The sequence below is a fragment of the Xanthomonas euroxanthea genome (genome assembly GCF_900476395.1).
Classification (GTDB): Bacteria; Pseudomonadota; Gammaproteobacteria; order Xanthomonadales; family Xanthomonadaceae; genus Xanthomonas; species Xanthomonas euroxanthea.
Window position 1 is genome coordinate 154342 of record NZ_UIHB01000001.1, and the last position, 19102, is coordinate 173443.

Genomic DNA, 19102 nt, shown 5'->3' on the forward strand with positions numbered 1-19102 from the left:
CATGCAACTGCATCGCAGGATCGTGTTACGTACTCTCGCCGCCACCGCCTTGCTGGCCGGGCTGTCGCTCGGCAGCACCGCTGCCATCGCCGCCGACCCGGTCTACACCGTGGCCAAGCAGGGCAGCGCCGGCTACCGCACCGTGCAGGCGGCTATCGACGCGGCCGTGCAGGGCGGCAAACGCGCGCAGATCAACATCGGCGCCGGCACCTACCAGGAACTGATCGTGGTGCCGGCCAACGCCCCGGCACTCAGGCTCATCGGCGCCGGCGCCACCCAGACCATCATCACCTACGACAATTACGCCTCGCGCATCAATCCGGCCACCGGCACCGAATACGGCACCTCCGGCTCGTCCAGCGTCATCATCGCCGGCAACGACTTCACTGCGGAAAAACTCGCCTTCGGCAATCACGCCGGCCCCGTCGGGCAGGCGGTGGCAGTGCGCGTGGATGGCGATCGCGCCGCGTTCCGCAACGTGCGCTTTCTCGGCTATCAAGACACGCTATATCTGCGCAATCCCAAGCTGTCCTACTTTCTGGATTGCTATATGGAAGGCACCGTCGATTTCATCTTCGGCGGCGGCACTGCACTGTTCGAAAACGCACAGCTGCATTCGCTGGGCGATGGCTATCTCACCGCCGCCTCCACCCCGCAGGAAAGTGCGCGCGGCTTCGTGTTCCGCAATGCACGCGTCACCGCTGCCAGCGGTGTCTCGCGCGTGCACCTGGGGCGCCCATGGCGGCCGTATGCCAGCGTCAGCTTCATCAGCAGCCAGCTCGGCGCGCACATCGTGCCCGAGGGCTGGAACAACTGGGGCAACACTGCCAACGAGGCCACCGCCCGCTACAGCGAATACCAGAGCAGCGGCGCCGGCGCCAACCCGTCGCGCCGCGTGAAGTGGTCGCGTCAGCTCAGCGCCGCGCAGGCCGCCGCGCTGGATCGCAACACCATCCTCGGCACCTGGAGGCCGTTCTGATGATCCGTTCGCACCTGCTCCGTTTCCACACGCTCGCCTTCGCTGGCGCCTTGCTGCTGGCCCCGCTGTCCGCACTGGCCGACAAGATCGCCGACAACATGTTGCTGCTGCAGACTGCCTCCGGCGGCTGGTCCAAGCAGTACAAGGGCGTTGCCGTCGACTACAACCGCACCTTCACCGCTGCGGAAATCGCCGAGCTGCAGCAACCCGGGCGCAAGGACGACGCCACCATCGACAACAAGGCCACCACCTACGAGATCGGCTACCTCTCCACCATTTACAAGACCGAGAAGAACGCCAAGTACGTGGCCGCCGCCAAGCGCGGCGTGGACTATCTGCTCACCGCGCAATACGCCAACGGCGGCTGGCCGCAGTTCTACCCGGACCTGTCGTCCTACCATCACCAGATCACCTACAACGACGACGCCATGGTGCGCGTGCTCAACCTGCTGCAGGACATCAGCGAGGGCAAGGGCGACACCGGCGCGCTGCTGCGTGCCAGCCATGGTGCACGCGCGCGCCAGGCGGTGACCAAGGGGCTGGAATGCGTGCTCGCCACCCAGGTCAAGATCGGCGGCACGCTCACCATCTGGGGCGCGCAGTACGACGAGGTCACGCTCAAGCCGGCCAAGGCGCGTGCGTATGAGCTGGCCTCGCTGGCCTCCAGCGAGTCGGTGAGCATCGTGCGCTTTCTGATGCGCCAGCCCACCCCGTCCGCGCAGATCAAGACCGCGGTCGAGGCCGCTGCGCGCTGGTTCGACACCCACCGCATGCGCGACCTGGCCACCAAGAAGATCGACGACCCCACCCAGGAAACCGGCCAGGACGTGATCCTCATCGCGCAACCGGGTGCGTCACTATGGGCACGCTTCTACGACCTGCAGAATCAACGCCCGCTGTATGCCAACCGCGACGGCAAGGCCTTGACCGAGTACATGCAGGTGCCCAACGAGCGCCGCGTCGGGTATGCCTGGCACGGCACCTGGCCGGACAAGCTGTTGAAGGACGACATTCCCAAGTGGCGCACCGCCAACGGTCTGTAAGTGCGTCGTCGCCACCGCGTGCAAGCACGCGGTGGCTGTTTTACGTTTTGGAATTGACGAGGTGAGCGTGTCGAAGTTCTTGTTGGGAATGCTGTGCCTGATCGCGCTGCCGGTGAGCGCGGCCACCACCACTGCGCCGGAGCTGTTGTTCCGGGTGTCGGCCGACCGCGACCTGCAGGCCGATGTGGCCCGCGGTGACGGCGTGCCCAACTTCCGCGACAAGATCACGCTGGTGCCCACCGGCAAACGCGGCAACGCCATCGAATGGGCCGACGACGGCGTGCTGTCGTGGAATGCGCCCGGCAACCTCTACACCCAGCGCGGCACGCTCGGCTTCTTCTGGCGCGCGCGTTATCCCGTGGGCGAAGCGCCGTTCGTGATCTTCCGCGTCGGCTACGCCGACCACACCAGTTGGGACATGGCCTGGCTGCGCATCGACTGGAACGGCCACGGCTTCGATGCCTTCGTCACCGACGCCAATCTCGCGCGCACCCGTGTCTCCTTCAAGCTCGACAAGGCTCCGTCCGCCAGCGACTGGACCCACATTGCGTTTGCCTGGGACGAAACCCGCGGCGTGCGCCTGTATGTCGATGGCAAGGAAGCCGCACGCGTGGACTGCGGTGCGCCCTGTACCAACGGCGGCGCGCTCGACTTCGACGCCGCGCTCGACCAGTTCGGCCTGGCCGGCCGCGTGATGTCGCCGCACCAGGTGCAGAGCCGCTACAACTTCCTGCGCGGCAGCGACTTCGACGAGATCCGCATCTACGACCGCATGCTCGACGCCAGCGGCGCCGCCGCGCTCGCACGCCTGCAGGAGCCCGCCAGCGCTGAAGCACCCACCGGCAACGCGCAGCACGCCGCCTTCCTGCACCGCTTCGGTTGGGACAACGGCCACGCACCGCCCGCACTCACCGCACCGGTCACCCGCATCCGCAAGGTGGAGTTCGCCGATGCACGCGACCTCAAGCAATGGATGTGGAAGGCCACCGACGGCATCGCCGAAACCACCTGGCCCGGCGTCTACAACCGCTCGCGCCTGCCCGGGCGCGACGATTACTTCCAGCTGCCGGACTGGAACACCTATGTCGAAGGCGGCAAGGCGCTGGACCTCACCCTGCCGGACGAGCCGGTCAATCGCATCGAGCTGCGCGGTGCTGCGTACGGCCAGGCCACTTACGCCGCGCCCAATGCACAGGCGCAGCCGCTGTTCGCGCGCAGCCAGGGCGTGGTGCGCAGCGTGGACCAGTTCCCCGAGCGCCGCGGCGGGACCCTGCGCTTTGCCAACACCGCGCAGGAAACCCCCATCCAGGAAATCTGGGCCTACAACGTGCAGCCGGGCGCCGTGCCCAAAGGCAGCGCGCAACTCAGCTACACCGTGCGTAGCGACATCCAGCCCGACTACGACAACCTCGCCCCGCTGCGCGATGTCATCGCCGGCCGCTACCCGCCGGGCGAGCGCCAGACCGTGATCGCGCTGCCCACCAAGGCGCCGGCGCGCAAGCGCCCCAGTGACAAGGCCGCAGCAAGCGCGCAGCAGCCCATCGTGCACATCCTGGTGCCGTCCAGCCTGGGCAACCCGCCGCCGGACCAGGCGCTGATGCGCAGCTGGTCCTACGGCTGGGAGAACATGCACGACGGCCTGGACGGCATCGCCATCACCCTGCCGGCGCTCAACCTGCCGGCCACCCACAACGGCAGCATCCCGCTCAACATCCGCATCAAGGACCCCATCTGGCCCGCGCGCGACATGATCGATGTCTCGGTCGCCGTCGCCCCCGGCCAGCCGCGCACGCTATGGCTGGACCTGCGCGACAGAATCCTCAGCAACGACAGCCTGATGCTCAGCATCGCCGCCGCCGCACCCGGCTTCGATGCCAACGCGCTCGACGGCACCCAGCTGCAGCTGGTGTTCAAGCCGCGCGCCGAGGCCATCAAAGAGCACGTCGCCGACCGCTTCAACCAGGTCAAGGACAACTGGGGCTTTCTGGTGGAAGAGCACACCACCTCCAAGCGCCAGCTGCTCTACAAGCGCCTGGATGCCGACATCACCGACCTGCTGCGCGTCGACCCGGACCACGCGCTCGGCCGCCAGTACTGGAACGACATCAGCTACGCCAACCAGGGCGCGTTGCCGGTCGAGATGCCCAGCGTGCCCAAGGGCGTGCCCGCCTGGGCGTTCTGGCAGCTGCAAGACCTCAGCGCCACCCGCCGCTATATCCGCTGGTGGATCGAGCAGCGCCAGGTGGCCTACGGCGATTTCGGCGGCGGCATCTCCGACGACTCGGACCTGGTGCAGCAGTGGCCCGGCGTCGCACTGATGGGCGTGGACCCGGACATGCTCAACGCCTCCATGCTGGCGCTGTCCGATGCCAACTACCGCAACGGCATGTTCACCAACGGCCTGTCCACCATCGAAACCGACGAGCTGCATTCCTATGAGGAGGGCATCAACCTCAACAGCGCCCTGCTGTACCTCAACTGGGGCGACCCGCGCACCGTCGAGCGCCTGATGGCAACCGTCAAGGCGTTCGACAATGTCATCCAGGTCAACCCGCAAGGCCACCTGCTGTTTGCCAGCAACTGGTTCGGCGGCCGCAAGGTCTACCGCGAGCCCAACTGGCAATGGCAAAAGCCGTACTCCTTCCCCATCGTGCACCCAGCCATCCTGCTGGGCGGCTATAACGCCGACCCCAACAGCCGCCGCATCGTCACCGGGTTAGCGGATGGCTATCTCGCCCACGCCTATACCAACGCCAAGGGCAACTGGGCGCTGCCCAACGAGATCAACTGGCAAACCGGCAAAACCCGCGGCGGCGAACTGTTCGAAGGCAGCGGCGGCGCCGACACCTTGCACACCTTCTGGGCCGCTTATCGCTTCACCGGTGAGCAGCGCTATCTCAAGCCGATCGACTACCGCGTCGCCAACAGCGGCCCCAACGGCCTGTCCCTGCTCAACGAAAACTTCCTCGATGTCATGGGCAAGCGCAGCGACTGGAGCGGCAAGCTCATCGATGCCGCAAATAAAGACGACGGCAGCGCCCCGGACTTCCCGCATCACGTGGCCTGGGAGCAGACCGGCAACCTTGAGTATCTCGCCGCCATTTACCGCAGCGAGGCGCGCGAGAAACTGCAGAACTTCTACATGAACACCGAAGGCCACTGGTGGAGCGACCGCGTGGAATCCCCCACGGTCAACCTGCAACGCGCACGCTTAGGGGGCGTGGCCCTCAAGCGCAACCAGACCTACCCCGGCCACACCGTCAGCTGGCGCTTCGCCGATCCAGAGGCCGCAACCCAAGTGGCCATCGCCATCCCCGCACCCCAGCAAGACCGCTTCACCGTCATCGCCTACAACACCTCCAACAAGACTCAGCGCGCCAGCATGACCGGCTGGAACGTCGCCCCGGGCCAATGGCGCATCACCCAAGGCGTGAGCAAAGGCAATGACGGCAAGCTCGACAGCAATGCCAAGACGCAAGAGCACGCTTTCGAAAAAAGCGCGGCCATCGACATCGACTTCCCCGCAGGCCGCACCACCGTCCTGCAGCTCGAACGCATCGCAGCCACCACCCCTGTCGAACTACGCCCGGACCTGGGCATCGGCTATGGCGACGCACGCGTGACCGCAGACGCTATTGAAGTGACCGTGCACAGCCTCGGCCACGCCGATGCACCGGCCGGGTTTGTGGTGCTGGAGGATGGGCGTGGGAAGGAGTTGGCGCGGGCCGCGTTCCCGGCGCTTGCCGCACCACGCAATCTGCAGCCAATCACCACCCAGGTACGCCTGCCACTAACCAACGCGGCAAATCTAAAAGCCGCGCAATTGCGTGTGCTTACCGAAGGCAACGCCGAAGAGATTACCGACCTCAACAATAATCTCGCTCTACCCACCCCAGCCAAGCCGGCAACCGCAAAAATCAGCCAATAATCCAACACACCAATCCCTTCTCCCGCCCGCGGGAGAAGGTGCCCGTAGGGCGGATGAGGGCAAACCCGATAAACCTAACAATCAATCGCGCAAGCGCATTGACGCAATCCGAAAACTCGGCGAGGATCAAAACACGCGGTATGTAATGCAGCCGCAAAGCTACACATTTCTTCAGGGGGAAGGAACAATGTTGAGCAAGGCCTGTAGCATCCCAGAGTTGAGTAAGGTAATTTTGGAGACCAATCAAGCGCATCGCAAACATCTTGTGCAGATCGTGCAAGAAGAATCTGCACAGGCGAGGATGGCTGAAAAAAAGGATTGCTGACGTAAAGGCACCACTCAAGTTCAAACTAGTTCTTTTCTGCTAATTACTTCAAGCTGAGATTGCCTAGTGTTTCGCTTTAACTCAAGCGTTAGACAGTGATGGGGGAAGGCCGGATGGCGTCAAATATCGACAGATACAAGAGGGACTTCGAACGCCTATTGCGCGATGCGGTTCTAATACAGCAATCATTTTCTCATCTTTGCTATGGGAAAGAATACGAGGCCGCGGTTCTAATATCGCGTGAGAATGACAAGCAAGCTGTAAAGAAGTACATGGATGCGCTTCCTGATTTTAAGAAAGCATACCAATCCTGGTATTCAGAATCTCTAGTGCTGATCAAACAGCTTTTGCCAGACCGGCTAAATGATTTTATCCGGCTTTACGAAAAGCCCAAGGGCCGTAGGGATATTGGGTTCGAAAATTACAGAATCGAAGACGCACTTCAAGGCCTGCGAATTACTCGTTACGGGGACGAAGTTATTGCAGATCGAAGGTCTGCGATAACCCATTTGGAACAGCAAGTAGCCATTCTCAATTCAATTAAAGGAAGGTTCGATAGTTCGCTTTACGACATCCGCCAGCTCGTTCAGGCAGACCTTCTAGACTCCGAGCTCGATGCTGCGAAAGAACTCTTGAAACACAAGTTCATGCGCGCAGCCGGCGCCATAGCTGGCGTATTACTGGAAAAACACTTGCACGAGGTTTGTATAGCTCACAATATTAAGCTGACGAAGAAAAATCCGACAATCGCCGATCTCAACGACGCTTTGAAAAATTCTGCAGTTATAGAGACTCCTCAGTGGCGCTTTCACCAACATTTAGGTGATATACGCAATTTGTGTGACCACAACAAAAAAGTGGAACCAACGGCAGACCAAGTCAATGATCTTATAGAAGGGGTAGCTAAAGTGACGAAGACGGTATTCTAAGTCGTGGAAAAATCCGTCCAAGCTGACGCCGCCTCGCAACAATGATCAACTCATATGTTGGGCTGCGGAAGTGATGGCCAATAATATAAATAGGTGTTGATAAAATTTGAAAATATTTTCAACGGGGGTTAGCCAGAGGAGAGATATATGGGAGCCAGGACACTCAAAAGCCACGCAATCACCGCTTCTCTAATCCGCTTGCAAGAACTGCTCAACGATAGGGCGCTACAGTCGCCGGAGATTGCGTCAGATGAGAATGCTCAGTTCAATCGCGACAAGCTTCAAAATATTACGAAGAGTCTGCTATCACTGGTTAATCAGAGTGCGGCGACCTTGGTGTCAGAGTCTGCACTTAATCAAATGGACGCCAATCTGCAGGTGCCAATTTCTGAGCTGACCGCTTTCGTTACCAATGGCAACCTAGGGCATCTCGCAAATGCAGTCGCGCAGATTGACCAAAACGTTCTTAACTATACCTGGGCCTTCACGCCAAAGGTAAATCAGCTTTCAAAGGCCGATATTGGCGAGCTCATTGATTCTCTTCAAGAACGTTCCCGCCAGACTATTGAGCAATTGAACAGCCAGCGCGAGCTACTCGAAGAGCGTGTTTCGGTAGTGAACCAATCTCTTCTTCAACAGGAAGCACGTCTAACAGAGCTAAAGGAGGCGCAAGCGCAGTCAAAAGCAGAGATGGCCGCCTCGCTAGCAAACCTCGAAATGGTGTTTAACAAGGCGGAGCTCCAGCGGGATAACTCTTTCGCGGGCCTGGTAAAAGAGGCTAAGATTCAGCTTGAGCAGGCGCAAGAAAGTTTTGTTGAAATTTCTCGAGGCATCATTGCTCAACTAGAAAAAAACAAGCATGAAGCAGAAAGAATAGTTCAAGCAGTAGGTGACACAGGTGTGACCGGAAATTACCGCATCATTGCTATTCAGGAATCTACCCAGGCCAATCTCTGGAGGTAGATAACAGTTGGGCTATTTTCGTGTGGGCTAGGTATGGCTGCTGCAACTTTCTACAAATTTTATCATGAGCCAGTATCCTCCACTAATACGTTCGCAATTGCCGTACGGTTGCTTTATGCACTAGCGATTGCCGCACCGGCTTTCTATACCGCACGTGAGTCCGCCAGGCACCGTACGAACGCGGATCGTGCGCGCCAAACAGAGCTCGAGCTTGCTTCCCTCGGTCCGTTCATTGAGTTGATGGAGGATAAAGTTAAGGAAGAAATTCGAAAGTCATTGATCCCCACTTTTTTCGGCAGGAAGGTAGACGCACACGAGATAAAGCCGTTGCCAGATGTGGGCCCGAAGTCAGGCGGCTAGATGTTCATGCTTCGGTAACGCACACCCGCATGGCTTAAAATTGATTAGTAACTTTTTGGGGGTATTTTGGAGCAAAATTTCGAAAAACTGAAAAATTATATCTTCCCGCTTTAGCATTCGAAAATTTTCGAGGCAGCCAGTACAGAATGGTACTTGGTTGAAGCGAATTGTGACAGATTCATATGCTAACGCTAATCTTGATGTCATCGAAAACGGCTTTAAAATGGGCTATATCTATGATACTGAGTGCGCATTTTTAATTGGTACCCGGTTCAAGCGGAAGCTTTCTGATAAGCAGCTCGAGTGGAAGCGCAAGATCAACCGTCGCTTCTCACAACAAATTTCTGTGCAGCGTCGCACTCGCAACTAACAGGTTGTCCAAGCTGACACAGCTTGGAGCGAGCTTCACGAGGTATTAAACCGCTAAGGAAATTTATGCAGCAGACCAATCTTGTCCTGGCCAGCAACTCAAGTGCGAGTCCGGATGATGGAAACATCATCATAAGTGCGCGTGCCTTGTATACAGGTAGGTGCGACTTGGTTATCGGCTATCCTGGCTTGTCAAATTCGGAGCACGAGTTGCGAACAGGTGATGCCGCTCTCTACCAAGCTCCGACAGGTGAAACCTATGAGGTCAGGGCACTTTCGCTTACACCCTCCCGTGGCGAGTTTCTTATCACCAAGTTGGGCGCTCAGCCAGTTCTTGCTGCGTCGTTCGTTAACGAAGATCCTTTGAATTCACCGTTCAATGAAGATGAGTTGCGGAGAATTGATGCGAGCATAGCCGGCGTAAAAGCAGAACTTCTGCGTGGAGGTAGACTCGCGCAAGCTCAACTGCAGTTAATTTCGCATCGCCTAGACGAAATACAGTCCGCTGCTCGTCGGATGGGGCGCAAAGACTGGGCACTGTATTTTGCTGGTGCTATTACATCTGTGTGCGGTTCTGCGGCATTTGCGCCAGATGTTACGCGATCTGTGTTCCTTGCTGTGGGTGAGGCTTTTTCTTGGGCATTTAGAGCAGCCCCAAATGTACTTTTGCTGACTTAATGTATGAGTTTGGTGAGAAAGTGAGGTAAACATCAGCTCGCATATGACAATTGTAATTGCGATAGTAAAGAATATGTCCGACATGCCATATAAAAAATACGATGTCAGACTGCAATGCGTCTCAAACTGGATGTTGCCAAAAATTCGTTATATCTGGATAGGATAAGCGGGCAGTGCTATCTTCATACCTGATCGGAAATAGCGACGATCATGTTGGCTTTGATTTAGCAATTTGCAGCCTTAAGCAGTTGACATCCCAACAAACCCGCAGCAATCTCTACCACAAGGAGCGTAGAAACTCCTCACAGAGCGGTACCCACCTCCGTCAAACCGGTGGGTTTTTTGTGCCTGCAGCATCTTGCAGGTGCAACCGACGCGATGCCTGCGTCGGGAGGGCGGCTAATACAACACCCTTCGGGGAAATACGCCCGCCGGCTCTGTGCGGTTTCTAACCTCCCGACATCCCGTCGCCACCCGGCGGCGGGGCCTGTTCGTCAAGGAGGGCTTTGCCATGCGTCGATCCACGTCCCGTCCCACATCAGCACGCAAGCGCGCCACGGAGCCGCCGCCCACCGAGGTCGTCTGGCGCTCGCTCGACCCAACGATCACGCCGCGGCCCTACCTCGACCGCCCCGCCATCCCCGAGCCCCGCCCCGATCCCAACAAGCCGCGCCGCCCAGGCCACCCGCGTGCCCCGCAACACTGCACCGTCGGCTACGGCTACTACCCCGACAGCCACCAACGCATCCCCACCCTGCGCCTACGCGGCCGCTGGCTGGAACAACTCGGCTTCACCATCGGCAGCAAACTCAATATCCGCATGCGCAACGGCGAGCTGGTCGTCAGCGTGGCGGATGATGGCGAGAAGGCGGCAGACAAGGCAGCCAACAATTGACGGTAGGCACCGATTCGACGAGCATCATGCTGATGCCGGCTGCACACCAGCATGCGTGGCGCTGTGCTTGAGGTGGTGCTTGGACTACTGGGTCACCTGACAACTTATCCAAGCCAAAGTTGCTCCGCGACTCGGCTTAACACAGAGGCTAGATCCTACTTTAGCAGCGATGAAACAAGCGAACTTTTTTATTGCAGTATTGTTGGCATTTGTCGTCGCGGCGTGCTCTCGTCCAGTCGCTCCGTTCTCACCTGCGCACGTTGATCAGTCTGTATCACAGCAGAGTCACTATCCGTTGGCAGCAGACCCAGCGCTTGTCGGAACTTATTCAGGGCGGTCAAAGTCTGGCGGTGGCTACTTCCATGACCACGTCCTTGAGTACAGGGTCTGGCTCCATCCCGAGCAGGGAGCGGCGCCACTGGCTGGAGACGATGACTACTTCGCCGCGTTCGCGCAATACGAGTCGGCGTTGGCTTTCTCGCAGGCGCACAAGGGTGCCGAGCCACCCGTGGTCTTGGTGCGGCAGCCGGAATCGATCAATGAACCTAGTCCAGGCGTCTATCAGCACCAAAGCGGCGCACGGATCACTGAGTGGCAGCCTCAATGGCTGCCTGGATCCAAGCGCGAGCCTGATAGCATCACCAGGTTCCTGGCCGCGCATGCGTCAACGCAGAAGTAGGCCTGGTAGTTCGTCCAAGCCGACGCCGCGTCGCGCTGCGGGTTAATTCAGACATTGGAGTCCAATGGGAGCACTAGAGTATTCCGTAGCAACACTCCGATTCTTTGGAGACGATCTGGTGCCCGACGAGATCAGCGCGTTGCTTTTGGGCAGCCCAACGGCCTCCAGGTATAAGGGGCAAGAACTTAAGTTGAAGAACGGCGCAGTGCGCATTGCCAAAACTGGCAGCTGGAGACTGACTTCAACGCAGCGCGAGCCTGAGGATCTCGAGGCACAGATCTTCGAAATCCTTGACCAGCTCACCCAAGACTTGAGTGTGTGGGCACAGTTGAGCAATCGCTATGAGCCCGACCTGTTCTGCGGCATTTTCATGGCAGGGAGGAATGACGGTTTAGCACTTTCCGCTAAAGCCCTGCTGGCGCTTGGACAAAGAGGTATTTCCTTAGAATTGGATATCTATGACCCAACCAGCTAGAGATCCAATACCGCGTCAAAAAATTCTTTCAAGGCTAACCTTCCTTGGGGGCGGCTGAACTCCAAACGCCAGATCTGACCCAGGGTGCCCCCACTCACTTATGTGCCCCGTAACACTGCACCGTCGGCCAGGGCTATTGCCTCACCAGCCGCCAACGCATCCCCGCGCTGCGTCTACGCGGCCGCTGGCCGGAACAACTCGGCTTCACCAACGGCAGTAAACTCCACATCCGCATGTGCAACGGCGAGCCGTCAGCGTGGCACCTGCAGAGTGACCAACCCGCCGCATCCTGCGCACGGCGCGTGCCCCCCGCAATTGGAGAACCCGCATGGTGAATGACACCCTGGCCGGCACCTTCGACATACCCCCGCGCTTCGGCAACACATGGATGCCGCTGCCAGTCGAACGCGCAACCGATACCTGCACTACCTGGCATCGGCGCAGCGACTCAGGCACAACCGCCACTACACGCACGCTGTACGTTGCACATCCGCGCGTTGCAGTTATGCGCGGCTACAGCCGCGTACGCCACACCACGCGTTGGCGCGTACGCGAGGAACCGGCAGCGGGCAGGGCGCGTTTCGACCAGGCCATCGGCCTGTTGCATGCCGACCTGCTCGCCTACATGCGCCGGCGCCTGCGTGACCGCGACACCGCCAACGACCTCACCCAGGAAACGCTGCTCCGCCTGCTGGCCTACCGCGACGCGCCGGACATCGGCGACTACGCACTGCTGATGTACCGCATCGCGCACAACGTGGTGCTGGAGCATTGGCGCATGCGCCACCGCCGCCACGCCAACGCCCACGTCGCACTGGACCTGATCGCACCACTGGCGGCAGACGGCACCCACGTCGACCAGATCGCCGACGCCAGCCGCATCTTGCAGCACCTGCACACCCACACGCTGCCCGCACTGCCGCCCAGATGCCGCCAGGCCTTCATCCTCAACCGCATCGACGGCCTCACCTACCCGCAAGTGGCCGCAGCCATGGGCATCTCGATCAAGATGGTGGAAAAGCACATCAGCCGCGCACTGGCTGCGTGCCGGGCGATAGTCAGTTGATAGCAGGCAGCTATCGATCCCCGTATTGACAGAGGCTGCTATGGATGCGAACGTGTGTTCAGCAATAGTGATGCCTAAAACAGAAAGTGCTGCGGCCACTACGCAGCCGTCGTTATCAGGCATAAACCAAGGATCTGGTTCTTTAATTCAAGGAAGAAAATATGGCGCTGCTTCATCGATTCCGTTCGCTGCCGGGCGGCGTGGCTCCTAAGTCTGATCGATTGACCTTTTGGCACAGCTTGACACTGTCATGCGTCCTTATTGCTGTCTCCGCATGCGCGTGGGCTCAAGAGGCCAAGCCTAAATTTTCGGTTTATAACTCACAAGGGGCATACTTCGGCGACTATGCCACTCAAATCCAGGCTGAGGCTGCAATCAAGTCAATTCCTGGTCCGGTTGGCGCGGAGGATATTTATCAATATGTCGACACCATCAAAGAAGCGCATGTTTCTGAGAGTGGCGAGATGGCGGTCACTTATTGGATGGGAGCCGAAAAAGCAAAAGACGAAGATTGGGCATACGACACTTTGGATGTTACAGGGTTACCTACAGAGAATGCCGCGATAGAAGAGATACTTCGTCAAGTGAATGCAAGGGCGCCACAGTGTGGGGCAGTGGCAACTCTAACGCCAACGGGAGACTGGATTGCATCTACCGGCCCATATCCCGAGTACGATAGAGGAATGGAGCATCAGGTAAGGGTGTACCGAGTGGACGCGCCTTATGACAATTGCGAGGGCACATACGCATTTTCATCATCGGTCCTTAAAAGAAGGAGGACCCAATGCCCTGAAAAATATACAGATTGGCTCATAAGCGAGCAGGCCTGCGCCAACAAAGATTTCATGGCAACAATTAAAGTGGCTGCGAACCAATGCGACGCCGAAGTTGGTTCCAGCTCAGGGCTTGTCGGAAATCCTTGTGATGTAAAGACGGGTGAAAAATTTCAGATCGAGCGTGACTTTGATCTAGGTTGGATTGATTTTTCACGCTATTATCATTCGGGGATTGCAACTGCTTCCAGCGATTTCGGTCCAGGCTGGTCACATTCCCATGGTCTATATCTCACAATTCAAGTTTCCTCATTGGGCCTGATAGAGGGGAACGGCTATGCGGTGCCGTTTAGGAAGATTGGAGAAAACTATGAGGCGACCAATGGTTCGGGCGAAAGAATAACTGCAGATGGCAACACCTGGAAGCTGCATCGCGATGACGCTATCTACACGTTCGATGCAAAAGGCCGCTTGTTCTCGCGCATGACCGACGACGGCGCTGGTTTGCTCTACGCCTATGACAGTGACGGACGCCTTAGTAAAATCACTTCGTTGCAGGGGAGATCTGTCGATCTCCGCTACGCAGACGGCGCTAATAAGGACCTGATAGCTAGCGTTTCATCGGTAGGTGTTCTGCTATCTGCCTACACCTACGATCAGGGTCGCTTGAAAAGCGTTACGTTTGCTGACGGTGGCATGCGTGTCTATCACTACGAGGATTTACGTTTCTCTAGACATCTGACAGGAATCACCAATGAAAATGGTCAGCGCTTCAGTACCTACGCGTACGATGATGTAGGGCGGGCGGTATCCAGTCAGCACATCGGTGGGGCAGACGGGGTAGCTCTCGCTTATTCCTCCGCCGGAACGATCGTGACTGATGCATTGGGAGGCAAATCTACCTACGCTATGACCAATGCTGGCGGTCAGGCACCGAAGATTTCCGCAATTACCAATGGCGCGGGAACCGTGAGCTACACCTACTACGATCAATCTGTGGACTACCGTAGAAGGTTGAGCACAATGACGGATCGGCGAGGCATACAGACAAAGCATACCTATTCGGAAACAACCGAGAACGGGGTAAATGTCAGTGTCCACACGGTCCAGGAAGCCCTTGGGCATCCTCAGCAACGCACCATAACGACAGCAACCGCGACAGGCTCAAATAAAGTTCTGTCGATTCAGCTAGACGGACGCAAAACAACGTACACGCGCAACGCTCGGCTTCAGCCTGTCCTCTTGACAATAACCAGCCAAGAAGGCCAGAAGCGAGAGCTGGCTTACACGTATTGTGAGGCGTCTGATATTGCCACCAGTGGTGGTGGCTGCCCGATCCTTGGCTATTTGAAGTCTATCGATGGCCCGCGCACGGATATCGACGACCGTACGACCTACAACTATTACCCCATCGATGCTGCCGGATGCGAGACCGGCACCGGAGCGTGCCTGTACCGTAAGGGTGACCTCAAGCAGACCATCAACGCCCGTGGCCAGATCCGCGAGAATCTGAGTTATGACGCGGCAGGCCGCGTTCTTTCTGCCGTTGACGAAAACGGGGTGCTGACCGATTACAGCTACCACCCGCGTGGTTGGTTGGCATCGACCACGGTGCATGGCGCTACTTCCGGGCAGAATCGCGTCACCACGTTGGAGTATTGGCCCACCGGCTTGGTCAAGCGCATCACCCAGCCCGACGGCAGCTACGCCACGTTTGTCTATGACCAGGCCCAACGCCTCACCGATGTCACCGATACGCTGGGCAACACCCTTCATTACGTGCTTGATGATGCCGGCAATCGTCTGGAGGAGCAGACCAAGGATGCGCAAGGTACGCTCAAGCGTAGCTTGAGCCGTATTTACAACCAATTGGGCCAACTGAAAACGCAGGCGGACGCAGCCGCAAATCCCACCGACTACGCCTACGATGCAAACGGCAACCTGCGTTTGATCACCGACGCATTTGGCCGTAGCACCCTGCAAGAGCACGATCCGCTCGGTCGGCTTGCGCGCACCTTGCAGGACGTCGATGGCATCAAGGCCGAAACCAATGTGGGTTATGACACGCAGGATCGCCCCTTGCAGGTCAAGGACCCCAAACGTCTGGACACGCGTTACACGTACAACGGCTTCGGCGATACCCTGAAGCTGACCAGCCCGGACACCGGCGTCACTAGCTATACCTATGACAGCGCCGGCAACCGCGCCACGCAGACCGATGCACGCGGCATCACGTCCACCTATGGCTACGACGCGCTCAACCGTGTCCTGAGCATCAGCTACCCAACCACCGCCTTCAATGTCAGCTACACCTATGACCTCACGCAGAGCGTGTGCGCTAGCGGTGAGACCTTCACCATCGGGCGGCTGGCTAAGCTCCAGGATGGCAGCGGTACCACCCAATACTGCTACAACCGCTTCGGCGAGGTGGTGCGCAAGGTGCAGACGGTCAACGGCAAGGTGTTGGTGTTGCGCTACGACTACACGTCTGGCGGCCGCCTTCGGTCGATGGTCTACCCGGACGGCACCACGGTCGATTATGTCCGCAACGCGCAGGGCCAGACGACCGAGGTTGGGGTGACGGCACAAGGCGGCAGCCGCCAACGTCTGCTGAGCGGAGCGACCTACTATCCGTTCGGCCCATCTGCTGGCTGGACCTACGGCAACGGCCGCTTGTTGGCACGCATGTACGATCAGGATTACCGCCCACAGAGCATTCAGGACAGCCGCACAGGCGGCCTAGAGATTGGTTTCGGCTTCGACCCTGTTGGCGACCTCACTGACCTGACCCCGGCCGGTAACCCGACGCCAGAGCTTCAGCTGACCTACGACGCGCTTGGTCGGCTGACCGCACTCAAGGACGGCAGTACAGGTGCCGTGATCGACGGCTATAGCTACGATGGTACGGGTAACCGCATGAGTGCCAAAGTCGGCGGCGCCACGCAGGTCTACACCTATCCAACGACCAACCACCGCTTGAGCGCAGTCGCAGGCGTGGCACGCACCTACGACAAGATGGGCAACACCCTCACCATCGGCGGCAAGGCACGCGAGTACCTCTATGACACAACGGGCCGCATGACCCAGGTCAAGCGCGCAGGTGTCGCAGTCATGAACTACCGCTACAACGGCCGAGGCGAGCAGGTACGTCGCTACCTGGGCACCACCAACACCTATACGCTCTACGACGAGGCCGGCCATTGGCTCGGCGACTACGACACCAATGGTGCGCCCAAGCAACAAGCGATCTGGCTGGATGACCTGCCGGTGGGCCTATTGGCCAACGGCGGTCAACTGCACTACATCGAACCCGACCACCTAGGCAGCCCGCGTGTGGTCGTGGATGCCGCCCGCGACGTTGCCGTGTGGAACTGGAGCCTGAAGGGCGAAGCCTTCGGCAACACGGCACCCAACCAGGATCCGGATGGAGACGGCACCGCGATGGTGTTCGACATGCGCTTCCCAGGCCAGCGGTTTGATACAGCGAGCGGGTTCAATCAGAACTACTTCCGCGATTACGATGCGGCCACTGGCCGGTACGGGCAGAGTGATCCGATTGGGCTTAGTGGTGGTATAGCTACATACGAGTACTCATCCAGCTCGCCAATTCTGGTCTCCGACTCGCAAGGCTTGCAGGGCAGAAGGGCTATCCCAGCTCGCCCCATGACCACTCAAGAGATCTTCGCGCGTGTCGAAGTTCCATATTTAGTTCGCCAAATACAGAATTATGAGCCTACTTTCCGCTATCAAACGGTCGGCCCCGTCGGTTACAGGTACAACAATCAAGATGCGAGTTTTTTGAGGGATATCTTGCGGCAGCACGAACAAAGGCAATCTCAGCAATGTCCAGAGCGAATAAATTACGGGTCTACTCCGAGCGGGATTCCGCTTAGTCGTCATTATTCAACGGAAAGAGTGGATCGCAATATTCCAATTAGCTTGGTGGATTATATTGCCAATAATGTTCCTGGCAGGCCGGAGCGTGGGGCAATGAATCATTATGATCCTATTAATGATGTCACGGTAATCATGGGTAGAAATGGTGTAATTACGTCCCATCGAGGTGAATAAATGAATGGCTCATATTTGAAAGAAAATTTTAATTTCACTAGAGGTCTGGCGTGCTCGGAAAAGCATGAGTCAGTTATTTTGGATCTAAATGAGGGGGGTGAAATTATTGGTATTGAGATATTCGGATATTCACATATAGCGGGGCGCCCGCCGAATAATTGTGAAATGGAATGGCTGGTGTCTAAATCGATTGATGTTATTTTCTCGCCTGAGGACGATGTCATGTCGATAACAACGAAATTTGGAGAAAATTGCATGCAAAGGACTTCGGTTGCCAAGTTTGGATTTGATGAGCGCGGTGATTTGGTGGCAATTTCAATCAATTAGAATAATTTAATCAGCTTAATTAAATAAATCAGATGTTAAGAATTATTTGGATGTTACAAGACAGCAGTGCTACGGCGTGATGTAGGTAGGTGGCCGCTTGCGCTCAATGGTCTACCCGGACGGCACTACGGTCGATTATGTCCGCAACGCGCAAGGCCAGACGACCGAGGTTGGGGTGACGGCACAGGGTGGCAGCCGCCAACGTCTGCTGAGCGGAGCTGTAGAAACGTGGTCAGGTTTACTTCTCGAGATAAGGGCTCAAGGGTATCTTCCGCGGGACGCATCGGTACGGCGGCACTCTCACATCCATATCAGCGCTCTGCTCTTCCCAGCAATCGATATCCCGACAAACCTACAGCGGAGCCCAACGCGCCGATTGTCACGCCGGGCTCGCTCACCTCTCGCCGCGCAGAGGAGCACACAGATTGGGTAGCCAGCTGTCGTATCGCATCTCACGCTAGACGACCTCGACCGCCTGCTACGCCCGCTCGTTGCTCATGTAAGAATGGGGTCAGGCTTATAAACCTGATCCATTACTCCACTCGGCCTGCTCGCCATGAAATTCGTCTACATTTTTTGCATGCTGATTGCCGGTTTCTTGCTCGGCGCCGGTGGATTGATACGCTGGGGCGCGTTTCTTGTCGCGCCCGAGAAGCGGCCGTTTCGTTCGACTTGGGACCGGAGGGGATTTTTCATGGCGGCCGCCGGCATCGCCGGGATGATCGTAAGTACAGCAATCTACGAGGCTTCTCGCTGATGACCGACAGCTTGTGCACGAGCCTAAGTTACAAGCCGCTTGTTTGCCTACCAGGAAAGAGGTTCGCTAAAACCGTCAATAGTAGGAAGTTGCTCGCCTGCGACAACGGATGTACCAAACCCGAGTGTCGTCCCGGCGATGTGCACATCTCCATCGCGCTCGATGACGCATTACACAGAGCCAGGTAATCGCAGAGGAATTCCAGAGTTCCTCGTAGATGTCGTGGTGACGTGCAAAGTCACGCATGCAATCCATGGCAGTTCCAGCAATCAAATCTGAAACAGTCGCCATGACGGTGACAGACCGTCGCGACGGCAGAGCACCCGCAACGCTACGGCGTGTCATTGATGGAAATGGCCGCTGTGGCGGCAGCGCATTCACAGAATGTGCGATGGATGAGCAAGCATTTGTCCTCAGCCCCACTGGGCCGGACTAGCGCCCAGCGTACCTTCGCTTGCCGGCTAGCCGGCCGTTTCAAACCCTCA

14 protein-coding genes and 1 pseudogene are annotated in these 19102 nt (G+C 57.8%); 14 read left to right on the forward strand and 1 reads right to left on the reverse strand.

From position 1 onward, the window contains the following. Window position 1: 1 nt before the first annotated feature. The 3 genes from CPBF1521_RS00605 (at window position 2) to CPBF1521_RS00615 (ending at window position 5950) form a co-directional block, all read left to right on the forward strand. The gene (locus CPBF1521_RS00605; RefSeq protein ID WP_115675569.1) at window positions 2–979 is read left to right on the forward strand and encodes a pectinesterase family protein; all 978 of its coding nucleotides are present in this window, start codon (window positions 2–4) and stop codon (window positions 977–979) included. Next, window positions 979–2022, forward strand: coding sequence for a pectate lyase (pelA, locus tag CPBF1521_RS00610; protein WP_115675570.1), 1044 nt, complete (start codon window positions 979–981; stop codon window positions 2020–2022). Before CPBF1521_RS00605 ends, pelA begins: the two co-directional genes overlap by 1 nt. Window positions 2023–2110: 88 nt before the next feature. After that, window positions 2111–5950, forward strand: coding sequence for a LamG-like jellyroll fold domain-containing protein (locus CPBF1521_RS00615; RefSeq protein ID WP_370659368.1), 3840 nt, complete (start codon window positions 2111–2113; stop codon window positions 5948–5950). Here the strand turns inward: CPBF1521_RS00615 and CPBF1521_RS00620 are convergent. Continuing rightward, the gene (locus CPBF1521_RS00620; protein WP_147295402.1) at window positions 5940–6230 is read right to left on the reverse strand and encodes a hypothetical protein; all 291 of its coding nucleotides are present in this window, start codon (window positions 6228–6230) and stop codon (window positions 5940–5942) included. The two genes, CPBF1521_RS00615 and CPBF1521_RS00620, sit on opposite strands and share 11 nt — an antisense overlap. Before the next feature lie 158 nt (window positions 6231–6388). On the opposite strand from CPBF1521_RS00620, the gene CPBF1521_RS00625 reads away from it, so the two are divergent. From CPBF1521_RS00625 to CPBF1521_RS00680, 11 genes and pseudogenes are all read left to right on the forward strand, one after another. Next, a complete protein-coding gene (locus CPBF1521_RS00625) occupies window positions 6389–7204 on the forward strand; it encodes a hypothetical protein (protein ID WP_115676454.1) in 816 nt (271 codons plus the stop codon). 147 nt (window positions 7205–7351) lie between these two features. Continuing rightward, complete coding sequence (locus CPBF1521_RS00630; RefSeq protein WP_115675572.1) at window positions 7352–8167, forward strand: hypothetical protein; 816 nt, start codon at window positions 7352–7354, stop codon at window positions 8165–8167. 529 nt (window positions 8168–8696) lie between these two features. Beyond that, entirely contained in the window at window positions 8697–8897 is a 201-nt protein-coding gene (locus CPBF1521_RS00635; RefSeq protein WP_201798615.1) for a hypothetical protein, read from the forward strand. Window positions 8898–8962: 65 nt separating this feature from the next. Next, on the forward strand, window positions 8963–9574 hold the full coding sequence (locus tag CPBF1521_RS00640; RefSeq protein ID WP_147295403.1) for a hypothetical protein: 612 nt from the start codon (window positions 8963–8965) through the stop codon (window positions 9572–9574). Between the two features lie 511 nt (window positions 9575–10085). Next, on the forward strand, window positions 10086–10469 hold the full coding sequence (locus CPBF1521_RS00645; RefSeq protein ID WP_115675573.1) for a SymE family type I addiction module toxin: 384 nt from the start codon (window positions 10086–10088) through the stop codon (window positions 10467–10469). Between the two features lie 743 nt (window positions 10470–11212). Continuing rightward, window positions 11213–11623 (forward strand): DUF4279 domain-containing protein, encoded by a 411-nt coding sequence (locus tag CPBF1521_RS00655; protein WP_115675575.1) that lies wholly within the window; start codon window positions 11213–11215, stop codon window positions 11621–11623. A 125-nt stretch (window positions 11624–11748) separates the two neighbouring features. Beyond that, window positions 11749–11958 (forward strand): annotated as a pseudogene (locus tag CPBF1521_RS21430) (SymE family type I addiction module toxin); the annotation flags it as partial. A gap of 170 nt (window positions 11959–12128) precedes the next feature. Continuing rightward, window positions 12129–12689 carry an RNA polymerase sigma factor gene (locus CPBF1521_RS00665; protein ID WP_115676455.1) on the forward strand — a complete coding sequence of 187 codons (561 nt, stop codon included), beginning with the start codon at window positions 12129–12131 and terminating at the stop codon, window positions 12687–12689. 161 nt (window positions 12690–12850) lie between these two features. Continuing rightward, window positions 12851–17533, forward strand: coding sequence for an RHS repeat-associated core domain-containing protein (locus CPBF1521_RS00670; RefSeq protein ID WP_235858372.1), 4683 nt, complete (start codon window positions 12851–12853; stop codon window positions 17531–17533). Beyond that, window positions 17534–17860, forward strand: a complete 327-nt coding sequence (locus CPBF1521_RS00675; protein WP_115675576.1) for a DUF2283 domain-containing protein — start codon at window positions 17534–17536, stop codon at window positions 17858–17860. It begins immediately after the preceding gene. 556 nt (window positions 17861–18416) lie between these two features. Next, window positions 18417–18617 carry a hypothetical protein gene (locus CPBF1521_RS00680; RefSeq protein ID WP_057679210.1) on the forward strand — a complete coding sequence of 67 codons (201 nt, stop codon included), beginning with the start codon at window positions 18417–18419 and terminating at the stop codon, window positions 18615–18617. The last annotated feature ends 485 nt before the right edge of the window (window positions 18618–19102 follow it).

Coding starts and splice junctions, on each gene's coding strand:
- CPBF1521_RS00605 (WP_115675569.1), top strand. CDS start 2: ATGCAACTGCATCGCAGGATCGTGTTACGTACTCTCGCCGCCACCGCC.
- pelA (WP_115675570.1), top strand. CDS start 979: ATGATCCGTTCGCACCTGCTCCGTTTCCACACGCTCGCCTTCGCTGGC.
- CPBF1521_RS00615 (WP_370659368.1), top strand. CDS start 2,111: ATGCTGTGCCTGATCGCGCTGCCGGTGAGCGCGGCCACCACCACTGCG.
- CPBF1521_RS00625 (WP_115676454.1), top strand. CDS start 6,389: ATGGCGTCAAATATCGACAGATACAAGAGGGACTTCGAACGCCTATTG.
- CPBF1521_RS00630 (WP_115675572.1), top strand. CDS start 7,352: ATGGGAGCCAGGACACTCAAAAGCCACGCAATCACCGCTTCTCTAATC.
- CPBF1521_RS00640 (WP_147295403.1), top strand. CDS start 8,963: ATGCAGCAGACCAATCTTGTCCTGGCCAGCAACTCAAGTGCGAGTCCG.
- CPBF1521_RS00645 (WP_115675573.1), top strand. CDS start 10,086: ATGCGTCGATCCACGTCCCGTCCCACATCAGCACGCAAGCGCGCCACG.
- CPBF1521_RS00655 (WP_115675575.1), top strand. CDS start 11,213: ATGGGAGCACTAGAGTATTCCGTAGCAACACTCCGATTCTTTGGAGAC.
- CPBF1521_RS00665 (WP_115676455.1), top strand. CDS start 12,129: ATGCGCGGCTACAGCCGCGTACGCCACACCACGCGTTGGCGCGTACGC.
- CPBF1521_RS00670 (WP_235858372.1), top strand. CDS start 12,851: ATGGCGCTGCTTCATCGATTCCGTTCGCTGCCGGGCGGCGTGGCTCCT.
- CPBF1521_RS00675 (WP_115675576.1), top strand. CDS start 17,534: ATGAATGGCTCATATTTGAAAGAAAATTTTAATTTCACTAGAGGTCTG.
- CPBF1521_RS00680 (WP_057679210.1), top strand. CDS start 18,417: ATGAAATTCGTCTACATTTTTTGCATGCTGATTGCCGGTTTCTTGCTC.